The organism is Photorhabdus akhurstii (assembly GCF_019090985.1).
Lineage (GTDB): Bacteria > Pseudomonadota > Gammaproteobacteria > Enterobacterales > Enterobacteriaceae > Photorhabdus > Photorhabdus akhurstii.
In genome coordinates, this window is sequence record NZ_CP020335.1 from 578,532 (window position 1) to 604,844 (window position 26,313).

Here is a 26,313-nt window from a genome sequence, read left to right on the forward strand (position 1 = left end):
CTAAGGTTATTCGTGCAGGCAATAGCGGCATAATGAGGTATTAGACTTGCAGGCTTAGTTAATAACCCGTTCATCTTACTGTTAAGGGATCAGTAAACTTGATCCTTGCGTTGCCCGACTTTCCAGAATCTGATGTGCCTTTGTCGCTTCACTTAGCGGGAACTTCTGATTTTCTGGTACGTCCACATTAATTTTGCCGTTGGCAATCAGATCAAATAATTCTTTGCTCGCCTCATCCAACTCTTCGCGCGTTGAAATATAGCCGGCGATAGAAGGGCGGGTAACAAACAGTGAGCCTTTCTGATTTAAAATCCCCAAATCAACACCGGTAACTGGCCCGGATGCATTGCCAAAGCTAACCATTAATCCGTGGCGTTTCAGACAATCCAGCGAGTTCAGCCAGGTCGATTTACCAACAGAATCATAAACTACACCGACTTTTTCACCGTTGGTGATTTCATAAATTCGTTCGACAATATTTTCACGGTTATAGTTAATAACTTGCCATGCGCCGGCCTCTTTAGCGCGTTGTACTTTTTCTTCAGAGCCGACTGTTCCAATCAGTTTTGCACCCAAAGCTTTTGCCCATTGGCAGGCAATTAGCCCAACTCCACCGGCGGCGGCATGAAATAAAAAGGGTTCGCCTGACTGGATTTTGTAGGTACGGTGTAGAAGATAGTAGACTGTCAGCCCTTTTAGAAAAGAAGCCGCAGCTTGTTCGAAGGAGATGGTATCCGGCAGAACAGCGACTCTGTTTTCCGCGACATTATGCACCTCACTGTAAGCGCCTAAAGTTGATTGCGCGTAAACTACACGGTCACCCACTTTTATGGTAGTCACAGCAGAACCCACTTTGGTCACTACGCCTGCGGCCTCAGTGCCCAAGCCGCTTGGTAGTTGTGCCGGCGGGTATAGCCCGCTACGAATGTAAGTGTCGATATAATTGATTCCAATCGCTCTATTTTCTACTTGTACTTCATCGTCAGCAGGAGCTTTGGGGGTGAATTCACAATATTGCAGGACCTCGGGGCTGCCAATAGAGGAAAATTCGATATGTTTTGCCATGACTCAACCTCATCAATATAAGGGGGAATGTGTGTGCACGTAGTAGTTGAATTCATTGTAAACAGGCTTTAATGTGCCAGAAATAATTACAAACTATATGTAATTACTCAAGGCACTTCATAGCGTATACTCTGTGCTGTTGTAAATTTATCAGTGGATTATTGCAGGATTCATGGCGGGAAAAAAATCAACTCACAACAAAATGGCTGAACCAAAAGATCGCCAAATGGAAGGGCTGAAACTTCCGCCGCACTCTTTGGAAGCAGAGCAGTCTGTGTTAGGTGGCTTAATGCTAGATAACGAACGTTGGGATAATGTTTCCGAACGTGTTACTAGCAATGATTTTTTCAGCCGTCCACATCGGCGCATTTTTGCTGAAATGCAGCGGTTGCTGGAGATGGGCAATCCTATCGACCTGATTACATTATCGGAATCCCTTGAACAGAGCGGGGAGCTAAATAATGTAGGGGGTTTTGCTTATCTGGCTGAATTATCTAAAAATACGCCAAGTGCAGCGAACATTAATGCTTATGCGGATATTGTCCGCGAACGTGCTGTTGTCCGCGAGATGATCGCTGTTGCAAATGAAATTGCAGATGCGGGTTATGATCCTCAAGGAAGAAGCAGCGAAGAATTATTGGATCTGGCCGAATCACGGGTGTTCCAGATCGCTGAAAATCGTGCCAGTAAAGATGAAGGGCCGAAAGGAATAGAACAGATCCTTGAAGAAACCGTCGAGCGTATCGAGCAGCTCTATCAACGCCCTCATGATGGTGTAACCGGTGTTTCAACCGGTTATCAGGATTTGGATAAGAAAACCGCAGGCTTACAAAAATCAGACTTGATCATTGTGGCTGCGCGTCCTTCTATGGGTAAAACCACTTTTGCCATGAACCTGTGTGAAAACGCAGCCATGATGCAGGATAAGCCTGTTTTGATCTTTAGTCTTGAGATGCCCGGCAACCAGATCATGATGCGTATGCTGGCGTCCCTTTCACGGGTGGATCAAACCCGTATCCGTACCGGTCAGCTTGATGATGAAGATTGGGCGCGGATCTCCAGTACGATGGGCATATTGCTGGAAAAACGCAATATGTATATTGATGATTCGTCTGGCCTGACGCCTACCGAAGTCCGTTCCCGGGCTCGGCGCGTCTTCCGCGAAAATGGTGGATTAAGTCTGATCATGATCGACTACCTGCAATTAATGCGGGTTCCGGCCTTATCCGATAATCGTACTTTGGAAATTGCGGAGATTTCCCGTTCACTAAAAGCCTTGGCTAAAGAGCTTCAAGTGCCGGTGGTTGCACTTTCTCAGCTCAACCGTAGCCTTGAACAGCGGGCAGATAAGCGCCCGGTTAATTCTGATTTACGTGAATCCGGCTCTATTGAGCAGGATGCCGACCTCATTATGTTTATCTATCGTGACGAGGTTTACCATGAGAATAGCGACATGAAAGGTGTGGCTGAAATCATTCTTGGTAAGCAGCGTAACGGCCCAATTGGTACAGTTCGCCTAACGTTTAATGGTCAATGGTCGCGGTTTGATAACTATGCCGGACCAAGTTATGACGACGAATAAGTATTAACCACCAAAGAATTAATAAATTTAAGGAATAGAATGAAAGCGGCAACCGCAATTATTGACCGCCGCGCTCTGCGACATAACTTGCAACGGGTAAGGGAGCTCGCTCCTAAAAGCAACCTGATTGCAGTTGTGAAAGCAAACGCTTATGGCCACGGTTTACTGGAGACAGCACATACGCTGGACGACGCCGATTGTTTCGGTGTAGCGCGAATTGGTGAAGCATTGACGTTGCGTCATGGTGGTATCGTCAAACCGATTCTGTTACTGGAAGGATGCTTTGATGCGTCTGACCTGCCAGTACTGGTTGCTAACTATATTGAAACTGTGGTTCACAGCATTGAACAGTTGGAAGCACTGGAGCAGGCTAAGTTATCCCATCCGGTAAAAGTGTGGATGAAACTAGATAGCGGGATGCATCGCTTAGGTGTACGGCCGGAAGATGCCGAAGAATTTTATCAACGGCTAAGTCGTTGTAAAAATGTACAGCAGCCCGTCAATATTGTCAGCCATTTCGGCAGGGCTGATGAGCCAATGGTAGATACAACTAGCCAGCAGATAGCTTGTTTTCAGGCTTTCTGTGCGGACAAACCGGGAGAAAAATCTATTGATGCATCGGGAGGTATCTTGTTGTGGCCGGAAGTTCATCAAGATTGGGTGCGTCCTGGGCTGATGATGTATGGTGTATCGCCATTGTCTGATAAAACGGCCGTGGATTTTAACCTGATCCCCGCGATGACCTTAAAATCGAGCTTAATTGCTGTTCGTAAGCATAACGCTGGCGAGTCGGTTGGCTATGGTGGGACCTGGGTCAGTGAACGTGATACTTGTCTTGGGGTTGTGGCTATCGGTTATGGTGATGGTTATCCGCGCAGTGCGCCTTCGGGAACGCCAATATATATTAATGGCCGTGAAGTGCCGATTGCTGGCCGAGTTTCGATGGATATGATCTCGGTTGATTTGGGGCCTGATGCGACAGATAAAGTGGGTGATGAAGTGGTGCTCTGGGGAGATGTACTGCCGGTGGAACGGATTGCTGAATGCACTGGTATCATTACTTATGAGCTGGTGACTAAGCTTACTTCCAGAGTGGTGATGGAATATCTGGACGAATGATGTTGTAGATTATATGGTTTATTAAATAACTGACTGATAAGGAGTAGAGCCTGATGTTCCAGAATGTTGATGCTTATGCTGGTGATCCTATTCTTTCGCTGGCTGAAGAATTTCAAAAAGATCCTCGTGCGGAAAAAGTTAATCTGAGCATCGGGCTGTATTACGATGAGCAGGGTGTGACTCCGCAATTGCAGGCGGTGGCTACCGCGGAAGAACAACTTAGAGCGTTGTCACAGACTGCTTCTCTTTATCTACCAATGGAGGGATTGGAATCATATCGTCTTGCGGTTCAGGAACTGTTATTTGGTAAAGATCATCCGGTGTTGAAACAACGGATAGTGGCAACGATTCAATCATTAGGCGGTTCTGGCGCTCTTAAAATTGGAGCTGACTTTTTGAGTCGCTATTTCCCTGATTCAGAAGTGTGGTGCAGTGATCCAACTTGGGAAAACCATGCGGCTATTTTTGCGGGGGCTGGTATTAAGGTGAACTATTACCCTTATTTTGATACACAGACTAAAGGGGTAAAATTCGATGAAATGCTGGAAACATTCAGGAAATTGCCGGCAAAAAGCATTATTGTGATGCACCCTTGTTGCCATAACCCAACTGGATCGGATCTGACCGATGATCAATGGGATCAAGTTGTTCAGATTGTTAAAGAGAGAGAATTACTGCCATTCCTTGATATTGCTTATCAGGGACTTGCGGGTGGTATGGAAAAAGATGCTTATGCCATTCGTGCAATGGCGAACGCTGGTTTGCCTTGTCTGGTGAGTAACTCTTTCTCCAAGATATTTTCTATGTATGGTGAGCGAGTGGGTGGTTTGTCTGTCATTTGCGATGATGAACAGACCAAAGAGCGGGTATTAGGGCAGTTGAAAGCGGGTGTGCGTCGCGTCTACTCTAGCCCACCGAATTTTGGTGCGCAGGTTGTGGCGAAAGTACTGATTGATCCTGCTTTGAAGGCACAATGGTTGACAGAAGTTGAACATATGCGCTTGCGTATTTTGGAAATGCGTACGGTGCTGGTGGATGCTTTGAAAACCGCACTACCAGAGAAAAATTTTGATTATTTTCTGAAACAGCGCGGGATGTTCAGCTATACCGGTTTTAGCCAGCGGCAGGTGGATCGCTTACGCAAAGAATTTGCTGTTTATCTGGTCGGTAATGGCCGAGTCTGTATACCGGGTGTTAATCACCGTAATGTTGCACGTGTTGCTGAGACATTTGCGGCGGTAAATAAGTAATAAATTCTGATGTAAATAATCTGCTATCGATGATAATGATCGATAAATTTGTAAAATAGCAGTAAATACATCCTTGAAGCGCGCTATTTATGGTGCGCTTATTTTCCTTCCTAATATTAATTTAATGTGGCGCGTAATTAGCAACGGCTGATCAGAACGTAGCATTAAAAATTTTTATGAGGTAAGTTATGGGATTAAAGTTAAATATTGCGTGGTTTGATAAAAAAACGGAAGAGTTTATTGGTGAGGAATATTCTAGAGATTTGGGAGATGATGGTTCAATAATAGAAAAATTAGGGCTTCCTATTGAAGATAATATTAATAATGGTGCATTCGATGTAAAAAATAATGGGTGCCAACACTTGAATCATATTTTAAAAATAAAATTGAAACAGATAAATATTGGTATCAAATATCATTTGACTATCGAGATAAATGGTAATGAGGCCGTAATTTAAATTTAGTCATTTACTTAAACCTTGCTGTGGCAAGGTTTAAGACTATTTGATAGCGATGTTTAAATGGCGACAAGTTCCAGATGTTTACCCAAGGCATTTAACGCATTCGCGATAGTGTCAATTTTAGTGCTGTGACCTAATTTCCTCAGCGGTTCTGGAATTTCTTTACTAGGGTGCCTTGACATCGTGGTTTGCTTACCGTTCAAGAAAACTTTCAAGTGGTTAGTCCCATCTTTAAATTCTGTTCCTTGAGCTTTAAGCTACCGGAGAAATTCGCTTTGCTTCACTGCCTCCTCCTGTTTGTTTAATTTGAAAATAAACATTTTTATTTATATGAGCAAGAGGTTTATAAGCATTTTTGTTTATAAGAATAATAGCGTTATAAATATTTATATTTGTTCTTTATAAGATGGAATCTAATGTGAGAATTATTCTAATTGCAGCGTATATAATTTATTCGTGGATATTTACGGTTATGAAGTATGTTTTTTAATGTGAAACAGATCAATTTTTCATGAAACATGTTTCAGATGGTGAAAAGTAATCTTCACCATTTCAAGGTATATCCAAACATTTGTTAGCTTTCGATAAGGCTTTACTTAATGCTTTGTTTTATTGAATTTATTTCTGGCACAAAATACCGGTTGATTATTAATATGCAGCAAAAAGGATTGTTTAGCAGGATTTAACTTGATGGTTATCACATAAAATAGGGCTGATAATCCAGTCATATACTCTTACGATCGTTCTCCCAACTTCGTTGTAAAGTAAAAAATCCCACTTTACTATTTTTCCTTTAACACATAAAACAAACGCGTGTTTAAGAACAAACAAGTGTCCAAAAATGACGAATCGGGAAAAACAAATATTACAACTTCTGAGACGAGATCCGTTGATCCCACAGCAGGAAATTGCCGATATTTTAGGTATAAGTCGCTCTGGTGTTGCTGGCCATATTATGAATTTAATGAATAAGGGATATATAAAAGGGAAAGGTTATATTTTATCTGATCATAATTATGTGGTGACGGTTGGTTCTATTAATATGGATGTTTGCGGTTATGCATCGGATAAACTTATTTATCAAGATTCTAACCCAGGAAAAATAAAATGTACCCCGGGTGGTGTAGGAAGAAATATTGCCCAAAATATCGCATTATTAGGTAAAGAGTGCCATCTTATTTCTGTTGTTGGCGATGATTTCTATGGTAGCACTTTACTGGATCAGGCCAGATGCGCAGGGGTTAATGTCGACTACTGCTATAAACTTTATGGTGAAAATACCTCGACATATGTCTCCTTATTAGATGACGGTGGTGAGATGTTGGTTGCCATCAATGATATGCATATTTTGGAAAAATTGACGCCATCGTTGCTAGCGAATCATTATGATCTTATTCGGCATGCCGGTGTACTGGTTATTGATTGCAATTTATCTGAAGAAGCTTTGGTTTGGTTGTTGACTAACGCTGGAACGGTGCCGGTATTTGTGGATACAGTATCCGCATTTAAAGCGCCTAAGATTAAAAACTGGCTTTCCTATATTCACACCTTAAAACCTAATTGTCTGGAGGCGGAAGCACTGAGTGGAATGAAAATCACCCAACCTACCGATGTTCCGGCAGTGGCGCGGTGGTTTCACGATCAAGGTGTGCAGCGGTTGGTACTCAGCATGGGCGTAGAGGGTGTCTACTTTAGTGAAAGCGATGGTGTGGCAGGCTGGTCACTTCCCATCAGTATCAAGATTGTCAATGTAACAGGTGCCGGAGATGCCATGATGGCCGGATTAGTGAACTGCTGGCTAGAAAATATGACGCTGGCAGAAAGTGTTCGCTTTGCTCAGGGGTGCTCTGCGCTCACGCTCTCTTGCGAATTTACCAATAATCCAAATCTGTCAAATGGCAGTGTCCAAAAACTGTTGGAATTATAATCATGAAAAATCATGCTATTAGCAATAAATATTTGGATATTTCCCCGGAAGTTACAGAGGCTTTAGAGCATAACCGACCGGTTGTGGCGTTGGAATCTACCATTATTGCTCATGGAATGCCTTACCCGCAAAATGTAAAGACTGCGCTGCAAGTTGAGCGGAAAATCAGGGAAAATGGCGCTATTCCTGCAACAATTGCTGTTATCAATGGGATGATGAAAACAGGACTATCTCATGAAGAGATCGAATTTTTGGGTAGAGAAGGTGACAAGATAACTAAAGTTAGTCGTCGTGATTTACCCTTTGTTATCGCGGCTGGAAAAAATGGCGCGACGACGGTAGCTTCTACCATGATTATTGCGGCAATGGCCGGGATTAGAATCTTCGCTACCGGCGGTATTGGCGGTGTGCACCGGGGAGCGGAACAGACTTTTGATATTTCGGCGGATTTACAGGAATTAGCGAAAACCAGTGTCGCAGTAGTCTGTGCTGGCGCTAAATCTATTCTGGATCTTGGCCTGACAACAGAATATCTTGAAACTCATGGCGTACCATTAATTGGCTATCAGACTCACTCTTTACCGGCGTTTTTCTGTCGTACTAGCCCATTTCCCGTCAATATTCGTCTGGACTCCCCAGAACAGATAGCTCAGGCGATGGCAGTAAAATGGGATACTGGATTACAGGGAGGTTTGGTGATTGCCAATCCTATCCCTGAGCCATACGCTATGCCGGAAGCGGAGATCAATGCTGCTATCGAACAGGCGGTGCACGAATCCATAGAACAGAAAGTAAATGGAAAGGCGTGTACGCCGTTTTTGTTATCCAGAGTGGCTGAGTTAACTGGGGGAGATAGCTTGTCTGCCAATATTCAGTTGGTACTTAATAACGCTGAACTGGCGGCAAAAATTGCCTGTTGTTATTGGGAAAGCAGTCGTTACAGAAAACAGAGAACAGGAAACAGAACACAGGAAAAAGGGGCTTAAATCGCCCCTGTTTGCCGATTATGCTTGTTTCTTTAATAGAGGTTTCAGGAAACGTGCAGTATGTGATTTCTCACATTTGGCGACCTCTTCTGGTGTACCCGAAATCAGAATCTCGCCGCCACCGCTACCTCCTTCCGGGCCAAGATCCACGATCCAGTCAGCGGTTTTAATTACATCAAGGTTATGTTCAATAACCACAATGGTATTCCCTTGATCGCGTAACTGATGCAGAACCGCTAATAGTTGCTGAATATCAGCAAAATGCAAACCTGTTGTTGGCTCATCAAGAATATATAACGTCTGCCCGGTTCCGCGCTTGGATAGCTCACGCGCCAGCTTTACTCGCTGCGCTTCACCACCTGATAGCGTTGTTGCTGATTGACCCAGACGGATGTAAGAAAGGCCAACGTCCATGAGGGTTTGCAGTTTACGGGCTAGGGCAGGAACTGCATCAAAGAATTCACGAGCTTCTTCGATCGTCATATTCAATACTTCATTGATATTCTTGCCCTTATATTTTACTTCCAGTGTTTCACGGTTATAACGCTTACCTTTGCATTGATCACAAGGGACATAAATATCAGGCAAGAAGTGCATTTCTACCTTAATAACGCCATCACCTTGGCAAGCTTCACAGCGCCCACCTTTAACGTTAAAACTGAATCGTCCAGGTGTGTAACCACGGGCGCGTGATTCAGGTACGCCAGCGAACAATTCACGGACTGGTGTGAATACGCCGGTATAAGTTGCCGGGTTAGAGCGGGGAGTTCGGCCAATCGGACTCTGGTCAATATCAATCACTTTATCGAAATGCTCTAGCCCTTGAATATCGATATAAGGGGCAGGAGTGATATTGGTCGCGCCATTTAACTGGCGTTGGGCGATGGGGAACAGAGTATCATTAATTAGCGTTGATTTACCGGAACCAGAAACCCCGGTAATACAAGTAAATAACCCAACTGGCAGATTGAACGTCACATTTTTCAGGTTATTACCTTTTGCTCCAATCAGTTTCAGCATCTTTTTTGGATCTGCCGGGATACGCTTCTCTGGGATGGCAATTTCACGCTTTCCACTCAGGAATTGACCTGTTAGTGAATCTTTGCTCACCATAATATCTTTAACTGTGCCCTCCGCGACGATTTCACCACCGTGCACGCCGGCACCGGGACCGATATCAATGATATGGTCGGCAGCCCGGATGGCATCCTCATCGTGTTCAACCACAATCACGGTATTTCCCAGATTGCGTAAGTGGATTAGCGTTTCCAGCAAGCGTTCATTATCCCGCTGATGTAACCCGATAGAAGGTTCATCAAGTACATACATCACTCCCACTAAACCGGCGCCAATCTGGCTGGCAAGGCGGATACGTTGAGCTTCGCCACCGGACAGAGTTTCGGCAGAACGAGAGAGAGTCAGATAATTCAGACCAACATTAACCAAGAATTTCAGACGGTCGCGGATCTCTTTCAGTACTTTTTCAGCAATTTGCGCACGTTGACCACTGAGTTTCATGTTTTGAAAAAAATCCATCGCATGGCCGATACTGAAATCTGAGATCTCCGGGAGAGTGGTATTCTCAATAAATACGTAGCGGGCTTCTTTACGTAAGCGGGTTCCGTGGCAGGAAATACACGAGCGGTTACTAATATATTTCGCCAGCTCCTCCCGGACAGCGGTGGATTCCGTCTCTTTATAACGGCGTTCCATATTATGCAGTACACCCTCAAATGGGTGATTGCGTACCGTGGTATCGCCACGGTCATTGGTGTATTTAAATTCGATGGATTGTTTACCGGAACCGTACAACACCACTTTCTGAATATTGGCGCTGAGGGAATTGAAGGGTGCTTCGATATCGAATTTATAATGTTCTGCCAATGAACGTAGCATCTGGAAATAGTAAAAATTACGGCGATCCCAGCCACGAATTGCACCACCAGCCAGGGAGATATCACCATTCTGAATGACTCTATCGGGATCAAAAAATTGCTGAATACCTAAACCATCACAAGTCGGGCAAGCCCCGGCTGGGTTGTTAAAAGAGAATAGGCGAGGTTCCAGCTCACTCATGCTATAGCCACATGCAGGACACGCAAAGTTAGCAGAGAAAATCAGCTCCTCGGCTGTATTATCATCGATATTGGCGACAATAGCGGTACCACCTGAAAGTTCCAGCGCTGTTTCAAAAGATTCGGCCAGGCGTTGTGCCAGATCGGCACGAACTTTAAAGCGATCAATGACCACTTCAATCGTATGTTTTTTCTGTAATTCTAATTTCGGCGGATCGGATAGATCACAGACTTCACCATCAATACGGGCGCGGATATAACCTTGTGCTGCCAGATTATCTAGTAACTTAGTGTGTTCGCCTTTTCGCTCTTTCACGATCGGCGCCAGTAACATCAGGCGATGACCTTCTGGCAGAGTTAGCACATTATCTACCATCTGACTAACAGTCTGTGCCGTCAATGGAATATCGTGATCTGGGCAACGTGGTTCACCTACACGGGCAAACAACAAACGCAGATAATCATGAATTTCGGTAATAGTCCCCACAGTTGAACGTGGGTTATGGGAAGTAGATTTCTGCTCAATAGAAATAGCCGGGGATAATCCTTCAATATGGTCAACATCAGGTTTCTCCATCAGTGACAGAAACTGACGCGCATAAGCTGAAAGCGATTCCACATAACGACGCTGCCCCTCGGCATAAAGCGTATCAAATGCTAGAGAAGACTTACCTGAACCGGACAAACCGGTGATAACTATCAGCTTGTCTCGGGGGATTATCAGATTGATATTTTTGAGATTGTGGGTACGTGCGCCCCGAACTTCGATGTTATCCATGAACCATTTCCCGGGTTATTCATACGTGCATAAATAATAATAAGTGAGTTATTATTACACAGAGTTGACTGATTAGATATACAGTATTTAAGTGAAATAATGTAATAAGTACGGAATTAAATTACGGTGAGCTTCGCAAAGTTCGTTCTAAAGCGGCTGCGTTTCATTTTTAGTATCGCATGTTAAACTGTGTTGCTTAATAATTGTAGAAATTCATTTCATCAGGAGTATTCCCAATGGCCAGCAGAGGCATAAACAAAGTTATTTTAATCGGTAACCTGGGGCAAGACCCGGAAGTCCGCTATATGCCAAACGGCGGTGCAGTGACTAACATTACTCTGGCGACTTCTGAAAGCTGGCGCGATAAACAGACCGGCGAGATGAAAGAGAAGACTGAATGGCACCGGGTTGTTTTGTTTGGCAAACTGGCGGAAGTGGCGGGTGAATACCTGCGTAAAGGTTCACAGGTTTATATTGAAGGTTCTCTGCAAACCCGCAAATGGCAGGATCAGAACGGTCAAGAGCGTTACACCACAGAAGTAGTGGTAAACATGGGCGGAACCATGCAAATGTTGGGTGGTCGTGCTGGTGGTGGTAATTTCCAGGATAGCCAACCGCAAGGCGGCGGTTGGGGACAGCCACAGCAGCCACAACCACAGCAACAATCTCAGCAGTTCAGCGGTGGCGGCGCTCCTTCGCGCCCAGCTCAATCCTCTGCTCCACAAAGCAGTGAGCCGCCAATGGATTTTGATGACGATATTCCGTTCTAGAGTTCACCTAAGAGTGAAAGTGTAAAGAAATTAAATCAATGCCCTTATTTATAAGGGCTTTTTATTTTTATAATGAAATTTTTATGTAAAAAATAAGTTGTTCATATTTTGTATATGGTGTACCTTGAAAAAGCGTAAAGAAATAGAGGTCGTCATGAGTACAGATTATGGAACAACGACATTTTTGATGAATAGTGGTGAGCGATACTGCTTGGTTATAGATCGCGCAAGTGGCTTGCCACTGCATTACCCAAATTTATTTCTCACCACCCAGTTGCGTAACAGTAAATCCTACTCTTATTCATCTATTGTATCGGCAGCTAATAATTTAGTTGTTTTTCTCCGATTTTTGGAACGACGGGTAATTAATCTTGAAGACCGCGTGTTGAACCGACAGTTTTTTGAAATACATGAACTGGATGATTTGCGAGATTTTACTCAGCGCCAATTTTTGACCAAGCCTGTTGATGAGACAGTTTTGAACATGTTCAGTTTGGATGAATTGGAGGAAACCAGGGGCATTGTTGAATCTGTGACCCAATATATGCGCTTGACCACTATTGCGGAGTATTTTAGCTGGTTTGCAAACCATATAATTTCAAAGCCAGATGCAAATGAATCCAATCTGATAGATAAGATAGAAGCACAAATAAAATCAAGACGTCCGTCGAAGAAAAGTCGCAATCAAGATAAAGATCGTTCACTGGATGATATTCAAGTTGAAGCCTTATTTGAAGTGCTCAGGATTGACTCCCAACACAATCCATTTTGTGTTGAAGTACAAAGCCGTAACCGACTAATGGTTTTGATGCTTTATCATTTAGGTCTTAGAGGGGGAGAGTTACTCAATCTGAAGATTGAAGATATCGATTTTTCTAAACACCAAGTAAAAGTGGTTAGGCGAGCAGACGAAGCGGATGATCATCGTATCAAGGAACCTAATGCGAAAACACTTGAGAGAACCATTCCGATGGCCGAAACCTTGAGTAAAGAACTGTATGATTATGTTACGAAAGATCGCCGCAAGGTTCCGAACGCAAAAAGGAATAGTTTCCTCTTCGTGACACATAAATCAGGTCCTACGGTAGGTCAGCCGATATCTAAATCTGGTTATCATAAAGTCTTATTGGTCGTCAAAGCTGTATCTCCGCAGTTGTATGCTCTCACAGGTCATATGTTACGTCATACATGGAATCGAAAATTTTCAGAGCAAATGGACTCGATGGGTACTCCGCTGGGCGAAGAAAGACAGGAACAAATTCGCTCGTATTTAATGGGTTGGAAGCCCGGTTCAGGCTCTGCTGCGCACTACAACAAACGATTTAAACAGGAGCAGGCAAATAAAGCTGCTTTAGCCCTGCAAGCAAGTAGCGGAATTCGCTTACCTAAGGAGTTGAAAGGTGACGGCGAATAAGTTATCTGTATCAGTCACTACTAATCAAAGTAATGAGGTAGTAGATATTCCAGCGAAAGCGCGAGGTTATCATTTTAACCTTGATGAGTCCGTATGGAGGTTAGACAAAAACACGTCCACTAATCTGGCGGTTATACATGAAAAGCTATCAGGAGAAATACTTAAGGGTTGTCTCAAAACCTTAGGTTTTTATGCTTCAAACCTTTCAGCTAGTCATACCAAAAATGTCATCGAACGATTTCAGCACATGCTTCGAGAAACTGGTGCTGATGAAATTACTGACACGGTACTAATCAATTACCGTGCTTCACTGACCAAAGCAACAGAGTGGTATTTAGGAACCATCAGAGGTTTTTTGAGGAGATGGCATAAGCTTGGATACTTTGGTGTAAGCGAAGATATTATTCAATTGCTTGATGGCTGGAAAATCAAAGGCAACCGGAAGGGAGATGCAGTAAAGCGTAAAGATCCCACTCAAGGACCGTTAACTGACAATGAGTTGCAGGCGTTCAACGAAGGTGCTGTAAAAGTGTATGAGCTAGATCTGATAACACTTTCCGAATTGGCTATCTCACTGACAACTAGCAATACTGGTCGTCGGCCAATCCAGGTTTCCCATCTAAGAGTTATTGATGTCCTTTGTGGTACGAACAACAAAGGAGAACCCTTCTATGTGCTTAATGTCCCCAGAGGTAAGCATGGTGAAGGTTTTAGGGCCGAGTTTAAGCCCTTTGCTATTACTCAGGAATTGTGGGCGATTCTGTCTGCTCAAGCTAAGAATGCAGTTTCGCTAATCGAAAAAAAGCTGGGGTTTCAATTACAAGAACAAGACCGGCAACAAGTGCCTCTGTTTCCTGATCATAACGTGGCACTTCGAGTTATCTCTCCGGCTGAATACAGATCATTGCTTACCAGTGACAAACTCCATATTTCTGCTGTTGAAGTGACAGATACACTTCAGTTTGTAGCAGAAGCGTCTGGAGTTAAGTCCGAGCGAACAGGTGAAAACCTGTTTATTAATGCTCGACGATTCAGGTACACCACTGGAACCAGAGCAGCTCGTGAGGGATTTGGTGAGTTGGTCATTGCAGAACTTTTGGATCACAGAGATACTCAAAATGCTGGTGTATACGTCAAAAATATCCCTGAGCATGTGGAGAGACTTGATGAGGCTGTTGGATTTCAATTAGCGCCCTATGCCCAAGCATTTGCTGGTGTTTTGGTTGATTCAGAAAAAGACGCTAAACGTGGTGATGATCCCAGTAGCCGCATTCGCACAGGTATTGGCAAAGGTGTTGGCACATGTGGTGAGCATGGATTTTGTGGGGCTAATGTTCCCATCCCCTGTTATACATGTATTCATTTCCAGCCTTGGCTAGACGGCCCACATAATGAGGTATATCAGGATCTACTTGATGACAGGGAACGAGTTAAAGAGATCACTGGCGATATTGAAGTTGCAGCAGTACTCGACAGAAGTATAGTCGCCGTGGCTGGCGTTATCTTACAGTGCGAGAAACGGCGGACAGAGCTAGAAAAGCAAGAGGTATTAGAAAATGGCTGATATCTTTCAGTTTAAACCAAAAACTGAATTAACCGGAGAGGCCAACTTGAACGCCTTTATAGCAAAATGTCGTGACGAACTTACTGTATTTGGCTCTGACTTGGAGTGGAATGCCTGTGTCTGGCCAAAAGTTGCTGTATTCGCCAAGCTGGGTGTGACTACTCGTAAACCAAAGCCTGAACAATTGATGAGTAAGGATTTTGTTGAGTTTGGAAAAGCGTATTTTCGTTATCAACAGGGCCATAATCCCACCGGGACAAAAAATGAGCTCAAAGCGTTACGAGTACTTGAGTCTGCTCTAATTCAGGTAAATGGAAACGCGTTAATTGCAGGCTTATCTATTACCTGCTTAGATGAAGCTGTCGTATTAGCGAAACAGTATTATTCAGCGGGTGCTGCTTACCATTGCGGAAGAGAAATCGAAAGGTTGGCAGAGTTTGTTTCTGTTAATCACTTAATTCCTGCCAATTTAAAAACGTGGAACAGTCCCATTCCTCGTCCGGCTGACACAATTAAAACGGGCAAAGAAGCGAAAATCGCAAGAGAGAAAAAACTCCCAAATGAAATTGCGCTAAATGCGTTGGCTGAAATATTTGCCAATCAACCGGTTGATGACCGAGACATTTTCACAACATCCGTATTCGCAATGTTAATGTCAGCACCTTCTCGTATTTCTGAGGTGCTTGCCTTGCCTGTGGACTGTGAAGTGATAGAGAAAGATAAAAAGGGTGTTGAACGTTACGGTTGGCGATTTTTCGCAGAAAAAGGGTATGAGGGAGACATTAAATGGATACCCTCTGTCATGGCAGAGGTTGCAAAGATCGCGGTCAAGCGAGCAAAGAAACTTTCTTTAGAAGCTCGAAAACTAGCTGAATGGATAGAGAAAAATCCTAACAAATTTTACCGTCACAAAGACTGTCCTAATATATCTGATGATACTCCGCTAACTATGAAGCAAGCATGCCAAGCATTAGGGTTGGCAAGTGACACTGTTAAAAACTGTAGATCAGGTTTATTCGGAAGAAAGTTAGAAATGAAAGATGGTGTTCATACTCTGAACAGCCTTTGGCTACATGTCAAAGAGCGGTTACCTAAGGATTTTCCGTGGTTTGATAAAGACAAAGGTATTAAGTACAACAATGCATTGTTTGCGCTTAACAAAAATCAATTTCACGGCAACAGATCTAAGTCCCCAGTCGAAATAATGAAGCCAATGCATAGCTTCTTCAATAATGATTTAAGTCCAAGAAAATCATTAGAAGGGGTACATAGAAGCATATTTGATCGCCATGGGTATGTTTCCGAGACGGGGGAGCGCTTGAAGGTGACATCACATCAGGCCAGACATTTACTTAATACCATTGGGCAACGTGGTGGTCTTTCAAATCTTGAAATTGCTAAGTGGTCAGGGCGAGCTGATGTAAAACAAAACCGTACTTACAATCACATGACTGAGTATGAAATGGTCGCAATGGCAGAGCGTATTGATACATCAAAAACAATGTTTGGTCCTGTTGGAAAGGTCGAGAAACACCTGCCAGTAACAGCTCAAGAATTTAACACGCTGGAACAAGCTGCTGCTCACATAACCGAATATGGTTTCTGCGTCCACGATTACACAATGAGTCCCTGTGAAAAATATCGGGATTGTATTAATTGTACTGAGCAAATTTGTGTTAAAGGCGATTCTGACAAACTGGATCGTATGAAAGAACGGCTGGAGAGAACTCAAAAACTGCTATTCAATGCTGAAAAGGCGGTTGAAGAAGGAGATATGGGAGCTGACAGATGGATGACATATCATCAGAAAACGGCAACTAGGTTGCGTGAACTTGTAAGCATTTTGGAAAATCCAGAGATCAAAGATGGCGCGCAGGTAAAATTGCGAGGTAATGACTTCAGTCAATTACGTCGTGTTGCCAAGAAAAAAACTTTAGAAATAATTAGTAAGAATAGTCCTGATAATAAAGAAGAAGCTTCGATACTAGAAGATTTGACGAAAATGCTTGGAGGCGGTTTTGGCTAAACATCTCAGCAAAAAAGACATCGCAGCGATCGTAAATCTTATTCGCGGTTGGGAAGATTCTAAACTTACGTGGTCAGCGATCTGCTCTGAAGCACAACCACTAATTGGAAAGTTACCAACCAGGCAATCACTTAATGCTCATGATGCTATTACGACCGCGTATCAGACAAAAAAGGATGCATTAAAAGGGAAAGCACCTAAAAAGCCTCGTCCTGCTAGTTTAAATGCAGCGGCATCGCGTATCGCAAATTTAGAGGCTGAATTAGCAGAGTTGAAAGAGCAGAATCGTAAATACAAGCAACTGTTTGTTGTTTGGCAATATAACGCTTACAAGCATGGAATGAAGGAATCGCAGCTTAATATGGCAATGCCTAAAATTGATCGTGAACGTTCGGATAAAGAAACTCGGTAATTAGTAGGTTCTATATTAGAGTTGCGTAATGAGCCATTTAACAGGTAATGTATGGTGGGATGTAGTGAGGAGCAATATCTTGAAGTTTGATCACCTATTGACAAATACGGAATCTCTATTCAACCAAATGTTTTGGTTTGAGCAAAAAATATCATCACCTAGAGCTGCTTCGCACAGGGGGGTAGCCATAAAATATGTAGATATTAAAGAATTAAGGGGTGGGTTTATAAGAGAATTAAAAAGTACAGCAACCAATTGGGTCTACTCAAAGTCAAAATATAAAGAAATTTTCGATGATGAGCTGTCTAAAAGAAATGATGACTATCAAAACACAGCAGCTTATATTGCTGAAGTTGCAGACCTAAAATTTAGGAAAGGACATCCACAAGGGCAATATGGAGAACTACTTTTATTTAACTTCATTCAACACTTCTTTAAAGCTCCACCATTGTTAAGAAAGATGTCTATTACTACAAATCCAGGCATTGAGAGGCACGGAGCTGATGCTATTCATTTTCGAGAAGATAGTCATCAACAGTTGTTTATTTTAGGTGAATCTAAATGCTACGAATCTAAATATAGTTTTAACAAGGCATTAGAAGCATCCGTTAAAAGTATTATTGATTCGTTCGAGAATATAGATAATGAATTAGTTTTATACCAACATGATGATTTTATTGAACCTGAATTACAAAAAATTGCGAAATCTTTAAAAGATGGAAAAATATTAAACCCAAGATTTGAATTGGTCTGCTTGATCGCTTACGAAGAAAATCAAAAAATTGACGCACCTTCCCAAGAAGAAATTTTGGAAAAAATTAAAGAATGTTTGACTAGTCGATGGAACAATGTAGATGAAAATTTATATAGTTTGAGAAGAGATGTCGTGATTGACAGAATACACTATATAGTTTTTCCAACATGGTCGCTAGACCAACTACTTGCTAAATTTTAAAGGGAATTTCAATGTCATACCGAACTATTATACGACAGCTACTAGAAATTGAGCATCATAACTTTGCTTGTCAACTTAAATTGATTAATTCAGAGAGAAAGACTGTGCCATATCAATTGTGCTTGTCTGCATTGAATTTATTGAAGGAGATTTCTAACGGTGAAATAACCGATTTTAGTCGTCAATTGTCTATAATTGCAGTATCTGTTTTGTGGACGCATTCTGAAACTGAGATTAAAGACAACTTAAGGCAAATAATTACACCTATACTATCTGAAATTGGATTCTCTCCAAGTAGTATGATGTTAGATACTAACCTGAAGGAAACAGGTGTTTATTCTCCACTATCTAGTTATTTTGATAAAATAAGAATATTAGCTCATGACTTGAAAAATCAAGTTACGGTCAATAAGAAAAGTTATACATTAACTTCTTTCCAAACTGATATCTGGAAAAATATTGATGAAAATAAGTTAATCGGAATATCTGCTCCAACATCAGCAGGGAAGTCTTTTTTAATTTATTTAAAGATTATTGATTTAATTGTCAAAGGAGCTAGTCGTATTATATATGTTGTTCCCACATTAAGTTTGATTAGTCAGGTTTCTTCAGATCTTGCTAAGTTACTAAAGACTCATCATCAAAATGATATCGAAATCCTCAATTCATATGTGAGTGATTTAGATAAATTTATTTATGTTGTGACACAAGAAAGAGCTATAATTTTATTTTCAGAAGATGCTATTAGTAGTATTGATTTGCTCGTTGTAGATGAAATACAAAATATTGAGCGAGTAGCAAATGAAGGCGAAGGTCGTTCGAAAATCCTATATGATGTTTTAATTGATGTGAGGAATGATATTGAAGTTGATAAAATAATCCTTAGTGGCCCTCGGCTGAAAAATATAGGAAATTTAGGGTTTCAAATATTCGGGGAACCATCCTCTGAAAAATCTACTGAAGCTCCCCCTGTTTTGAGTTTGACTTATTCTGTATCAAAAAAGAATGATAAATATATATTCAATCAGTATTCTCCATTATTCGATACTCCCTTGCAGTTTGCCATTCAAAATACGTTTCATATTAATGGGTTTGGGCAAGTTTCATATACTGAAAAATTTAACGAATATCTTCATCGAATCCTTTCTGAATTAAATGATGATGTGAGTGTTATATTTTCTCCCACCTCGAATCAAGCAAGAAAATCTGCAAAAGCATATTCTATTTTTCGAAACTCACAGAAAAATCAAAGTCTTGATAGCTTAGGTAAATACTTCAGGGACTCTGTACATAATAAATATGAATTGGCATCTATAGTTGAGTCTGGGGTAGCTTACCATACAGGTAAAACCCCAATGCATGTACGGAAAAGCATAGAACATGCAACTTCAGAAAAACTAATAAAGCAGCTGTTTTGCACAACAACTTTAATGCAAGGAGTCAACTTGCCAGCAAAGAATGTTGTTGTGAGAAACCCGCATCTGTTCACAAGGAAGCGTGGTGAGTCCGTATCTTTATCTAGTTATGAGTTTGCAAATTTACGTGGGCGAGCAGGAAGGTTATTGACTGATTTTATTGGTCGAACCATTGTTCTTGATGAAAGTTCTTTTGCAGGCTCTAGTCAGAATGAAGAAAACTCAATGTTCCCTGATGAATATAAGGATATAAGTACCGGATATCATGAGATTTATGACAGAAATTCGGACTTTATTGGTGACTCTTTATCTAACGCAGATATTGTAGAAGATGCCCCTTCAAAAGCTTTAATAACTCACATTAGGCAAATGTTATATCGACACGGTGATAAGGCTGTTTCAAGGTTGCGCGATGTTGGTATCAGCATTGATGATTCTTTAATTTCGGCAACCAAGGCTAGCTTAGAAAAGATATCAATCCCGAAGGAAGTCGTTTTATCTAATCGGTATTGGGATCCATTGGACTTAGATAAGTTATATGTTATATATAATCACATAAATAACCCTTTGGTTTTAACGCCATATCAATCTGGAATGTGTCAGAATTTTCTTGAATGGATGGAAATTCTTAGTAAAAATTTTCCTTACTATTTCACGAAATTCTTTGGGAATATTGACGATCCAAAATACATGTATGGGATAGCTAAAGGTGCAGAGAACTGGGTACGAGAGAAGACATTACAATCTATCTTGTTGGATAGATTTGGAGCTGATGCAGATGGAATTGATGATAAAATTGATGGTGAAATAGAGAAATTAACAAAGCATGTTAGCTTCGGTTTACCCATGTTATTGAAGCCGGTAGCAGATATGGGTAGTAATGAATCAAGTATTATAATGAACATAGAACTCGGCATGTATACACCTATGGCTAGATTTCTTTCAGATAGAGGTGTTCCCAGAGAGACCGCTATAAAAATTAGCGCCCTTCATAACAATCAGAGATCGTTAGATCTCGGTAAAGTTTTATCAAAATTAAATTATTGGGAACGGAAGCAGGTGGAACATTTATCTTGATATGAATTAACCCATTAATTTTTTGAATGATTATATAAAATTAGGCTGTGATAGTGGCTCGTGATCAAGAAAACCCACCCTTAAATTGAACTGATTATTTTCTAAGTATCAGAATGTAATGGCCCACTTTTTTGGACCATTACATGTAGCTTAGAGCGATGAAAATAAAACTGCTCCTGCAAAGTTTATGGAGCCGAGCGTCTAAAAATGCTGGAGTCTAGCCCTATAAAGTATCGGATTATAAAAAGGCACTTAGCGGATCTGAAGCTTAGCTAAAAAATAATTCTGATCTAGTACTGCATGCGATGTGAATAAAGATGTTTGATATTTAGATTATTTGTAAAAAATTCAGATTGATTTTCCTTATAAATTAACAATATATTTTACATTTATCATGATTTATTAAAAAATTAATTATAAAACAATTTGTTATGGTTATATCTTTAGTATTAGGTAAGAACAACCGTTCTGAGTTCGATATTTTTCTTTATAAAACAAATGGTTATTATGTTTTTCTGTGATAATCATAGGCTGTTGGAGTGCCTATTGAGAGCCTGACTAAAATTCTTACTCAGTAATGGGTTTGCACTTCGAAAGAGGGAGGGGAGTGCAGCATGTCAGGAAAAGGCTGGTTGCGGGGAAATAACCTACTTTGCGCCAGCCACTCTTGTTTTACATAAACAGATTCTTTTACCATAAGTGGAGTTAATTTTTAATGAGGTCGCTGCCACAATTTGGGATCGCGAGGCGTTGTTATTGCCACCCGAGACATAAGCGCCTGCATTGCGCCAGCCATTAATAAGGTAACCTTCTCTCCACGGTTAGTTCTTTGTCTGCATTCCCAGGCCCGTACTCCTGCTTGTTGCACTTTAATGCCGATTTCACGATAGATACCATGAGCAGAAGCTATGACCCAGGCTGAACGCAAAGGTAAACCAACAAGTCCTGTTAGAGCGGAGGTATAATAAGACTCCGCTTCTACAATCAATCGGGATGCCACCCGAGCTAGCGCAGGACGGTTTTCGGTATAAATAAGTGTGTCTGGCATTAGCCCTTCTTGGTAAAGCCATTCTAGCGGAAGATAGCAACGACCAGCCTTCGCATCCTCAATAATATCCCGAGCAATGTTAGTTAACTGAAAAGCAATTCCTAGATCGCAGGCCCTATCCAGCACACTCGCCTCGCGAATCCCCATAACCCTTGCCATCATCAGCCCAACCACTCCCGCGACATGGTAGCAATATCTCAGAGTATCATCCAACGTTCTGTAAGGCTCACAGAGTACATCCATTGCGAATCCTTCCAGATGTTCGAAGGCTTGTTGCTGAGGGATTTCATTACTCAGAGCTACTATCTGAAAGGCTGCAAAAGCAGGTTCGGTCATTGGCAAACCGTCATAAGCCTGCCTCGTCAGGTATTGCAGCATTTGAAGTTTCTCGCGGGTGCTATACTTATCAACACTGCTTATTTGTTTCCCCAGTTCTTGCCCGTCTATTATATCATCACAATGACGGCACCAGGCGTACAGCATCATTGTGCTGTGTCGTGTTGCTGTATCGAAAAGTCGGGTGACACTGGCAAAACTTTTTGAGCCTTGCTCCATTATCTGAGTAACGTGTTTAAGTAACGCGGGATTCATCTAACGATATCCTCTAACATCAATGTGGCTGTGGTTTTTGCTGATCCAATCACGCCGGGAATACCTGCTCCAGGATGCGTGCCTGCGCCGACGAGGTACAGATTATCAATGCGGCTGTCCCGATTGTGTGGTCGGAACCAGGCGCTTTGTGTCAGCAACGGTTCAAAGGAGAAAGCCGAACCTAGATGGGCATTTAGTTGGTCACGAAAATCAAATGGGGTAAAAATACGATGAACGACTAACTGCTTGAGCAGACCGGGCATATAGTGCTTTTCCAGATACGCGAAAATACGGTCACGTAAGCGTGGCCCCTCTATATCCCAGTTTAAATTAGCTGTCCCCAAGTGTGGTACAGGGGCCAGAACGTAGTAACTTGCGCATCCTCGGGGAGCAAGGGATGGATCAGTAACAGAGGGGGCATGGAGATAGAGTGAAAAATCCTCCGCCAGTCGGTCATGGTAAAAAATATCTTCGATGAGTTCCTTATAGCGTGGACCAAAGCAAACTGTATGATGGGCTAATTGAGCGTGGTGATGGTTCAGACCGAAATAAAGCACGAACAGTGAGTTGCTCATTCGTTTACGCACTAGTGTTCGGGCGCGGGCTATTCCGACCGGATGATGACCCAGCAGGTGCTTATAGGTATGAATAACATCGGCATTTGAGGCCACAACGTCACATGTCATATTTCGTCCATCAGTTAATTGTACACCTGTGACCCGATTGGCATGGGTGGTGAAGCGTTTTACCTTTGCATTAAGCTCAATTTTGCCACCAATGTCAGTAAACAATTTCACCATTGCCTCAACCAAGGCGCTGGTTCCTCCACGCGGAAACCAAACTCCCCATTCTCGTTCCAGCGCGTGGATCAAAGTATAGAGAGAAGATACAGCAAAGGGGTTGCCTCCTATCAGTAGCGAGTGAAATGAAAATGCCTGGCGCAGGCTTTCATCCTTGATAAAGCGTGCCACCTGACTATAAACACTACGCCATGCGTGTAGACGTATCAACTGTGGAGCCGCGCTCAACATGTCGCGAAAAGAGAGGAAGGGCGCCGTTCCAAGTTTCAGGTAGCCTTCATTAAAGGCTTCCCGGGAATAATCCAGAAAGCGTCGATACCCGTTAACATCTCTTGGATTGAATGTATGGATTTGTGCTTCCAGATGTTGCTGATCGTTGTCGTAATCAAATATCTTACCCGACTCCCAACAGAGCCGATAAAAAGGGCGAACGGGAAGTAAATCGACGTAATCAGTCATACGTTTACCAGCCTGTGTAAACAATTCTTCAATGACATTGGGAGCGGTGATTACGGTGGGGCCGGCATCGAAGGTGAACCCCTGTTCCTTATAAACATAAGCGCGTCCACCTGGTTTATCCCGTTGCTCCAAAATACATGTCGGAATTCCCGCAGACTGGAGCCTTATTGCTAGTGCCAGCCCACCAAAACCAGCACCAATTACCAGCGCTTTAATCATGATAAAAATCCTGAAGCTTCTTGTGTTGTTTAAACATTGCCTTTAAGGCATCCTTTATCGGCACTGGTGGTTTCCCTATGAGAATCCGGGCCTTATCGACGGAATTAAGTTGCTCCGCATAGAAACGTGCAATCAGATCTGGGGAAAGTTGATAGAAACGTTGCATTACCTGCCAACGTTGTTGTGGAGCTCCAGCTAGGAAGAGCATGCGATTTAGAAGACGGAAAAAGCGCTGATGTTGCCACTGCTGTCGTGCGTAATCCTTGAGGGTAATAAATAAGGAGGTATCGGTAAGCTCCGGCAGAGCGACAATACGATCTGCCAACCGAATGGCGTGTGGCAGAGAGTAGCCTGTTGTGGGGTGAAACAGAGCTGCACGCAACCCACAGGTGGGCTGTCCTGCTAGTTGTGCCCAGAAAGAGGTAAAATCTCCCGTAAGTGTAATTGGAAGACAACCGCTCTCTTCTCGAATGAGTTTACCCAGTTTCCAGCCATGCTTCTTCGCGTACTCTGCGATAGTTGCTTGCGACAAGGTTTTATCAGGTGGCCCCCGATCAACGTAATGAGTGTCCTCTATCAGCAGACGAGTTGAGGAGAACGGCAGGACATAGATAAATCGATAACCTGTATCCTGCCCCACACTGGTATCCATTAAAATCGGGTGGGTTAAAGAGTGCGCCTCTTCCAGCTCCCATTCCTGACCAAAAAATGCCTGGGCGCCACTCCCCATAAATGGTCCTGGTCGCCAGCCTCTCCCATCAATGACTGCGCCGGCACTTAGAGATGTGCCGTCCTGTAAGTAGACTTTCTGTGGAGTTAGCTCCTGTACCAATACACGAGTCTGTATACGCTCGCCCAAATACGCATGGAGTATGTTTGCAAAGTGTTGGGATGTGATACTGAAATATGAATGTGGCAATGTGCGTTGAAATGCTGGAAAAATGACGTCGTAACCTGACCAGTGATAGGTGATCAGCGGTGCTATCCACTCATGTTCCGCCTCAGTAAGATCATGTTGATGAAATGACCACGTGTGATTGCCTCCTATTGTTTCTGTGTTTTCAATAAGCAACACTCGCAGATGTGGTTTACACTGCTGGAAACGCATTGCGATCAGCCCGTTGGCCAATCCTCCTCCCACCAAAATCAGATCCCAGTCGTACATCATTTTGTTGATCCTCCGACAATCACAAAGTTATTAACCTCACCAAGAGTCATATACATCACGGAAATTCGTGTTTGTTGAAAGAGATCAAAGATATTCAGTCATAGCGGAAAGACTCATGTTGGTAGCAAAACAGCTGTACGCAGCGCGGCAATATCGGCGCTCCCTGTGCAAAAGCAGGCGACTTTTATCTGCTCAATAATTAATTGGAAATGTTCTATAACTGCATCTGTGGAGAGGGCGGCGCTATGTATGACGGCAGCGGCTTGGCCGACCAATTGTGCCCCCATGCAATAAGCTTTGGCGGCATCAACACCATTTCTGATACCGCCAGAGGCGATCAGTGGCATATTTGGGAGTGCTTCGCGTATTTCACGCAGTGCTGTCGCGGTCGGAATTCCCCAGTCAGCAAATGCCATTGCTAATGCGCGGTGATACGGTGTGGATGCTCGTTCTGCTTCAACCGCTGCCCAACTGGTTCCCCCAGCCCCGGCTATATCCAGCATACTGACTCCAGCTTCTGCCAATTGGCGTGCGACAGGAAGCGATAAACCTGAACCTACTTCTTTAACAATTATAGGAACCCCAAGTTTTGTTACGAGTTGTTCAATAGCATATAGAATATGGCGCCAGTTACGGTCTCCTTCCTGTTGCAGCGCCTCTTGTAGCGGATTCAGATGGATAATTAGAGCATCGGCTTCAATCATCTGTACTGCTCGCAGAGCATAATTAAACCCGCGTTCGCCACGAATTTGGGCTGCCCCGAGATTAGCGAAAAGGAGAATATCAGGAGCTATCTGGCGTAGTGAGCGATTAAGCCCATCGTTTGCTTCATTTTCAAGAGCAACACGTTGCGACCCAACCCCCATTGAAATTCCCAATACTTGAGCTGCCTCTGCAAGATGATGATTAATCGCATGAGCACGATGAACCCCTCCAGTCATAGAGCTTATGAACAGTGGCGCCTGCAAAATTTTCCCAAAGAGGGAATACTTAAGATCTATACTGTCCAGATCCAATTCTGGCAGAGCGCAATGCTGAAATCGCCACTCAGCAAACCCCGTTCTTACTTGGAGCTCAGTTTGAGGAGGACGGAATATAATATCCAGATGCTCATTCTTACGCTGAGTGTGATCGATCTTTTTCATTTTTTTC

Annotated in this window: 19 protein-coding genes and 1 pseudogene; 13 read left to right on the forward strand and 7 right to left on the reverse strand. The window is 42.8% G+C overall.

The features are described from left to right. Positions 1–81 precede the first annotated feature (81 nt). Positions 82–1,065 (reverse strand): quinone oxidoreductase, encoded by a 984-nt coding sequence (locus tag B0X70_RS02530; protein WP_217470816.1) that lies wholly within the window; start codon positions 1,063–1,065, stop codon positions 82–84. 172 nt (positions 1,066–1,237) lie between these two features. Here B0X70_RS02530 and dnaB point away from each other — a divergent pair, with 172 nt between their 5' ends. The 4 genes and pseudogenes from dnaB to B0X70_RS02550 all read left to right on the forward strand — a co-directional run bounded on the left by dnaB (position 1,238) and on the right by B0X70_RS02550 (position 5,458). Then, positions 1,238–2,647: a replicative DNA helicase gene (gene dnaB, locus B0X70_RS02535; protein WP_011148449.1), complete on the forward strand. Its 1,410-nt coding sequence runs from the start codon at positions 1,238–1,240 to the stop codon at positions 2,645–2,647. Positions 2,648–2,686: 39 nt separating this feature from the next. Further along, positions 2,687–3,766 carry an alanine racemase gene (gene alr, locus B0X70_RS02540; protein WP_217470817.1) on the forward strand — a complete coding sequence of 360 codons (1,080 nt, stop codon included), beginning with the start codon at positions 2,687–2,689 and terminating at the stop codon, positions 3,764–3,766. Positions 3,767–3,819: 53 nt separating this feature from the next. Continuing rightward, positions 3,820–5,016, forward strand: a complete 1,197-nt coding sequence (locus B0X70_RS02545) for an amino acid aminotransferase (protein ID WP_217470818.1) — start codon at positions 3,820–3,822, stop codon at positions 5,014–5,016. A 188-nt stretch (positions 5,017–5,204) separates the two neighbouring features. Continuing rightward, positions 5,205–5,458, forward strand: a pseudogene (locus B0X70_RS02550) (cloacin immunity family protein). Positions 5,459–5,533: 75 nt separating this feature from the next. On the opposite strand, the gene B0X70_RS25870 reads toward B0X70_RS02550, so the two are convergent. Further along, positions 5,534–5,659 carry a hypothetical protein gene (locus tag B0X70_RS25870; RefSeq protein ID WP_418889050.1) on the reverse strand — a complete coding sequence of 42 codons (126 nt, stop codon included), beginning with the start codon at positions 5,657–5,659 and terminating at the stop codon, positions 5,534–5,536. 659 nt (positions 5,660–6,318) lie between these two features. Here B0X70_RS25870 and B0X70_RS02560 point away from each other — a divergent pair. Together B0X70_RS02560 and B0X70_RS02565 are read left to right on the forward strand one after the other, a co-directional pair. Further along, positions 6,319–7,404: a PfkB family carbohydrate kinase gene (locus tag B0X70_RS02560; protein WP_040153841.1), complete on the forward strand. Its 1,086-nt coding sequence runs from the start codon at positions 6,319–6,321 to the stop codon at positions 7,402–7,404. Positions 7,405–7,406: 2 nt separating this feature from the next. Then, the gene (locus B0X70_RS02565; RefSeq protein ID WP_217470819.1) at positions 7,407–8,390 is read left to right on the forward strand and encodes a pseudouridine-5'-phosphate glycosidase; all 984 of its coding nucleotides are present in this window, start codon (positions 7,407–7,409) and stop codon (positions 8,388–8,390) included. Positions 8,391–8,408: 18 nt separating this feature from the next. On the opposite strand, the gene uvrA is transcribed toward B0X70_RS02565, so the two are convergent. After that, complete coding sequence (uvrA, locus tag B0X70_RS02570) at positions 8,409–11,243, reverse strand: excinuclease ABC subunit UvrA (RefSeq protein WP_217470820.1); 2,835 nt, start codon at positions 11,241–11,243, stop codon at positions 8,409–8,411. 236 nt (positions 11,244–11,479) lie between these two features. On the opposite strand from uvrA, the gene B0X70_RS02575 reads away from it, so the two are divergent. From B0X70_RS02575 to B0X70_RS02605, 7 genes are all read left to right on the forward strand, one after another. After that, entirely contained in the window at positions 11,480–12,013 is a 534-nt protein-coding gene (locus B0X70_RS02575) for a single-stranded DNA-binding protein (protein ID WP_036811562.1), read from the forward strand. 124 nt (positions 12,014–12,137) lie between these two features. Next, positions 12,138–13,427 (forward strand): tyrosine-type recombinase/integrase, encoded by a 1,290-nt coding sequence (locus B0X70_RS02580; RefSeq protein ID WP_246593417.1) that lies wholly within the window; start codon positions 12,138–12,140, stop codon positions 13,425–13,427. Beyond that, positions 13,414–14,991: a site-specific integrase gene (locus tag B0X70_RS02585; RefSeq protein WP_246593418.1), complete on the forward strand. Its 1,578-nt coding sequence runs from the start codon at positions 13,414–13,416 to the stop codon at positions 14,989–14,991. Before B0X70_RS02580 ends, B0X70_RS02585 begins: the two co-directional genes overlap by 14 nt. Further along, positions 14,984–17,017, forward strand: coding sequence for an integrase (locus B0X70_RS02590; RefSeq protein WP_172909157.1), 2,034 nt, complete (start codon positions 14,984–14,986; stop codon positions 17,015–17,017). Before B0X70_RS02585 ends, B0X70_RS02590 begins: the two co-directional genes overlap by 8 nt. Beyond that, positions 17,010–17,429 (forward strand): hypothetical protein, encoded by a 420-nt coding sequence (locus B0X70_RS02595; protein WP_172909158.1) that lies wholly within the window; start codon positions 17,010–17,012, stop codon positions 17,427–17,429. The genes B0X70_RS02590 and B0X70_RS02595 overlap by 8 nt, the downstream gene beginning before the upstream one ends. Positions 17,430–17,457: 28 nt before the next feature. Continuing rightward, positions 17,458–18,384 carry a HamA C-terminal domain-containing protein gene (locus B0X70_RS02600; RefSeq protein WP_217470821.1) on the forward strand — a complete coding sequence of 309 codons (927 nt, stop codon included), beginning with the start codon at positions 17,458–17,460 and terminating at the stop codon, positions 18,382–18,384. Between the two features lie 11 nt (positions 18,385–18,395). Continuing rightward, complete coding sequence (locus B0X70_RS02605) at positions 18,396–20,876, forward strand: DEAD/DEAH box helicase (RefSeq protein ID WP_217470822.1); 2,481 nt, start codon at positions 18,396–18,398, stop codon at positions 20,874–20,876. Positions 20,877–21,588: 712 nt separating this feature from the next. Here B0X70_RS02605 and crtB read toward each other — a convergent pair. From crtB to fni, 4 genes are all read right to left on the reverse strand, one after another. Continuing rightward, positions 21,589–22,515, reverse strand: a complete 927-nt coding sequence (gene crtB / locus B0X70_RS02610; protein WP_105394573.1) for a 15-cis-phytoene synthase CrtB — start codon at positions 22,513–22,515, stop codon at positions 21,589–21,591. Continuing rightward, positions 22,512–23,993 carry a phytoene desaturase gene (locus tag B0X70_RS02615; RefSeq protein ID WP_217470823.1) on the reverse strand — a complete coding sequence of 494 codons (1,482 nt, stop codon included), beginning with the start codon at positions 23,991–23,993 and terminating at the stop codon, positions 22,512–22,514. The genes crtB and B0X70_RS02615 overlap by 4 nt, the downstream gene beginning before the upstream one ends. Continuing rightward, on the reverse strand, positions 23,986–25,161 hold the full coding sequence (gene crtY / locus B0X70_RS02620; RefSeq protein WP_217470824.1) for a lycopene beta-cyclase CrtY: 1,176 nt from the start codon (positions 25,159–25,161) through the stop codon (positions 23,986–23,988). The genes B0X70_RS02615 and crtY overlap by 8 nt, the downstream gene beginning before the upstream one ends. Before the next feature lie 113 nt (positions 25,162–25,274). Continuing rightward, a complete protein-coding gene (fni, locus tag B0X70_RS02625; protein ID WP_217470825.1) occupies positions 25,275–26,306 on the reverse strand; it encodes a type 2 isopentenyl-diphosphate Delta-isomerase in 1,032 nt (343 codons plus the stop codon). Positions 26,307–26,313 lie beyond the last annotated feature (7 nt).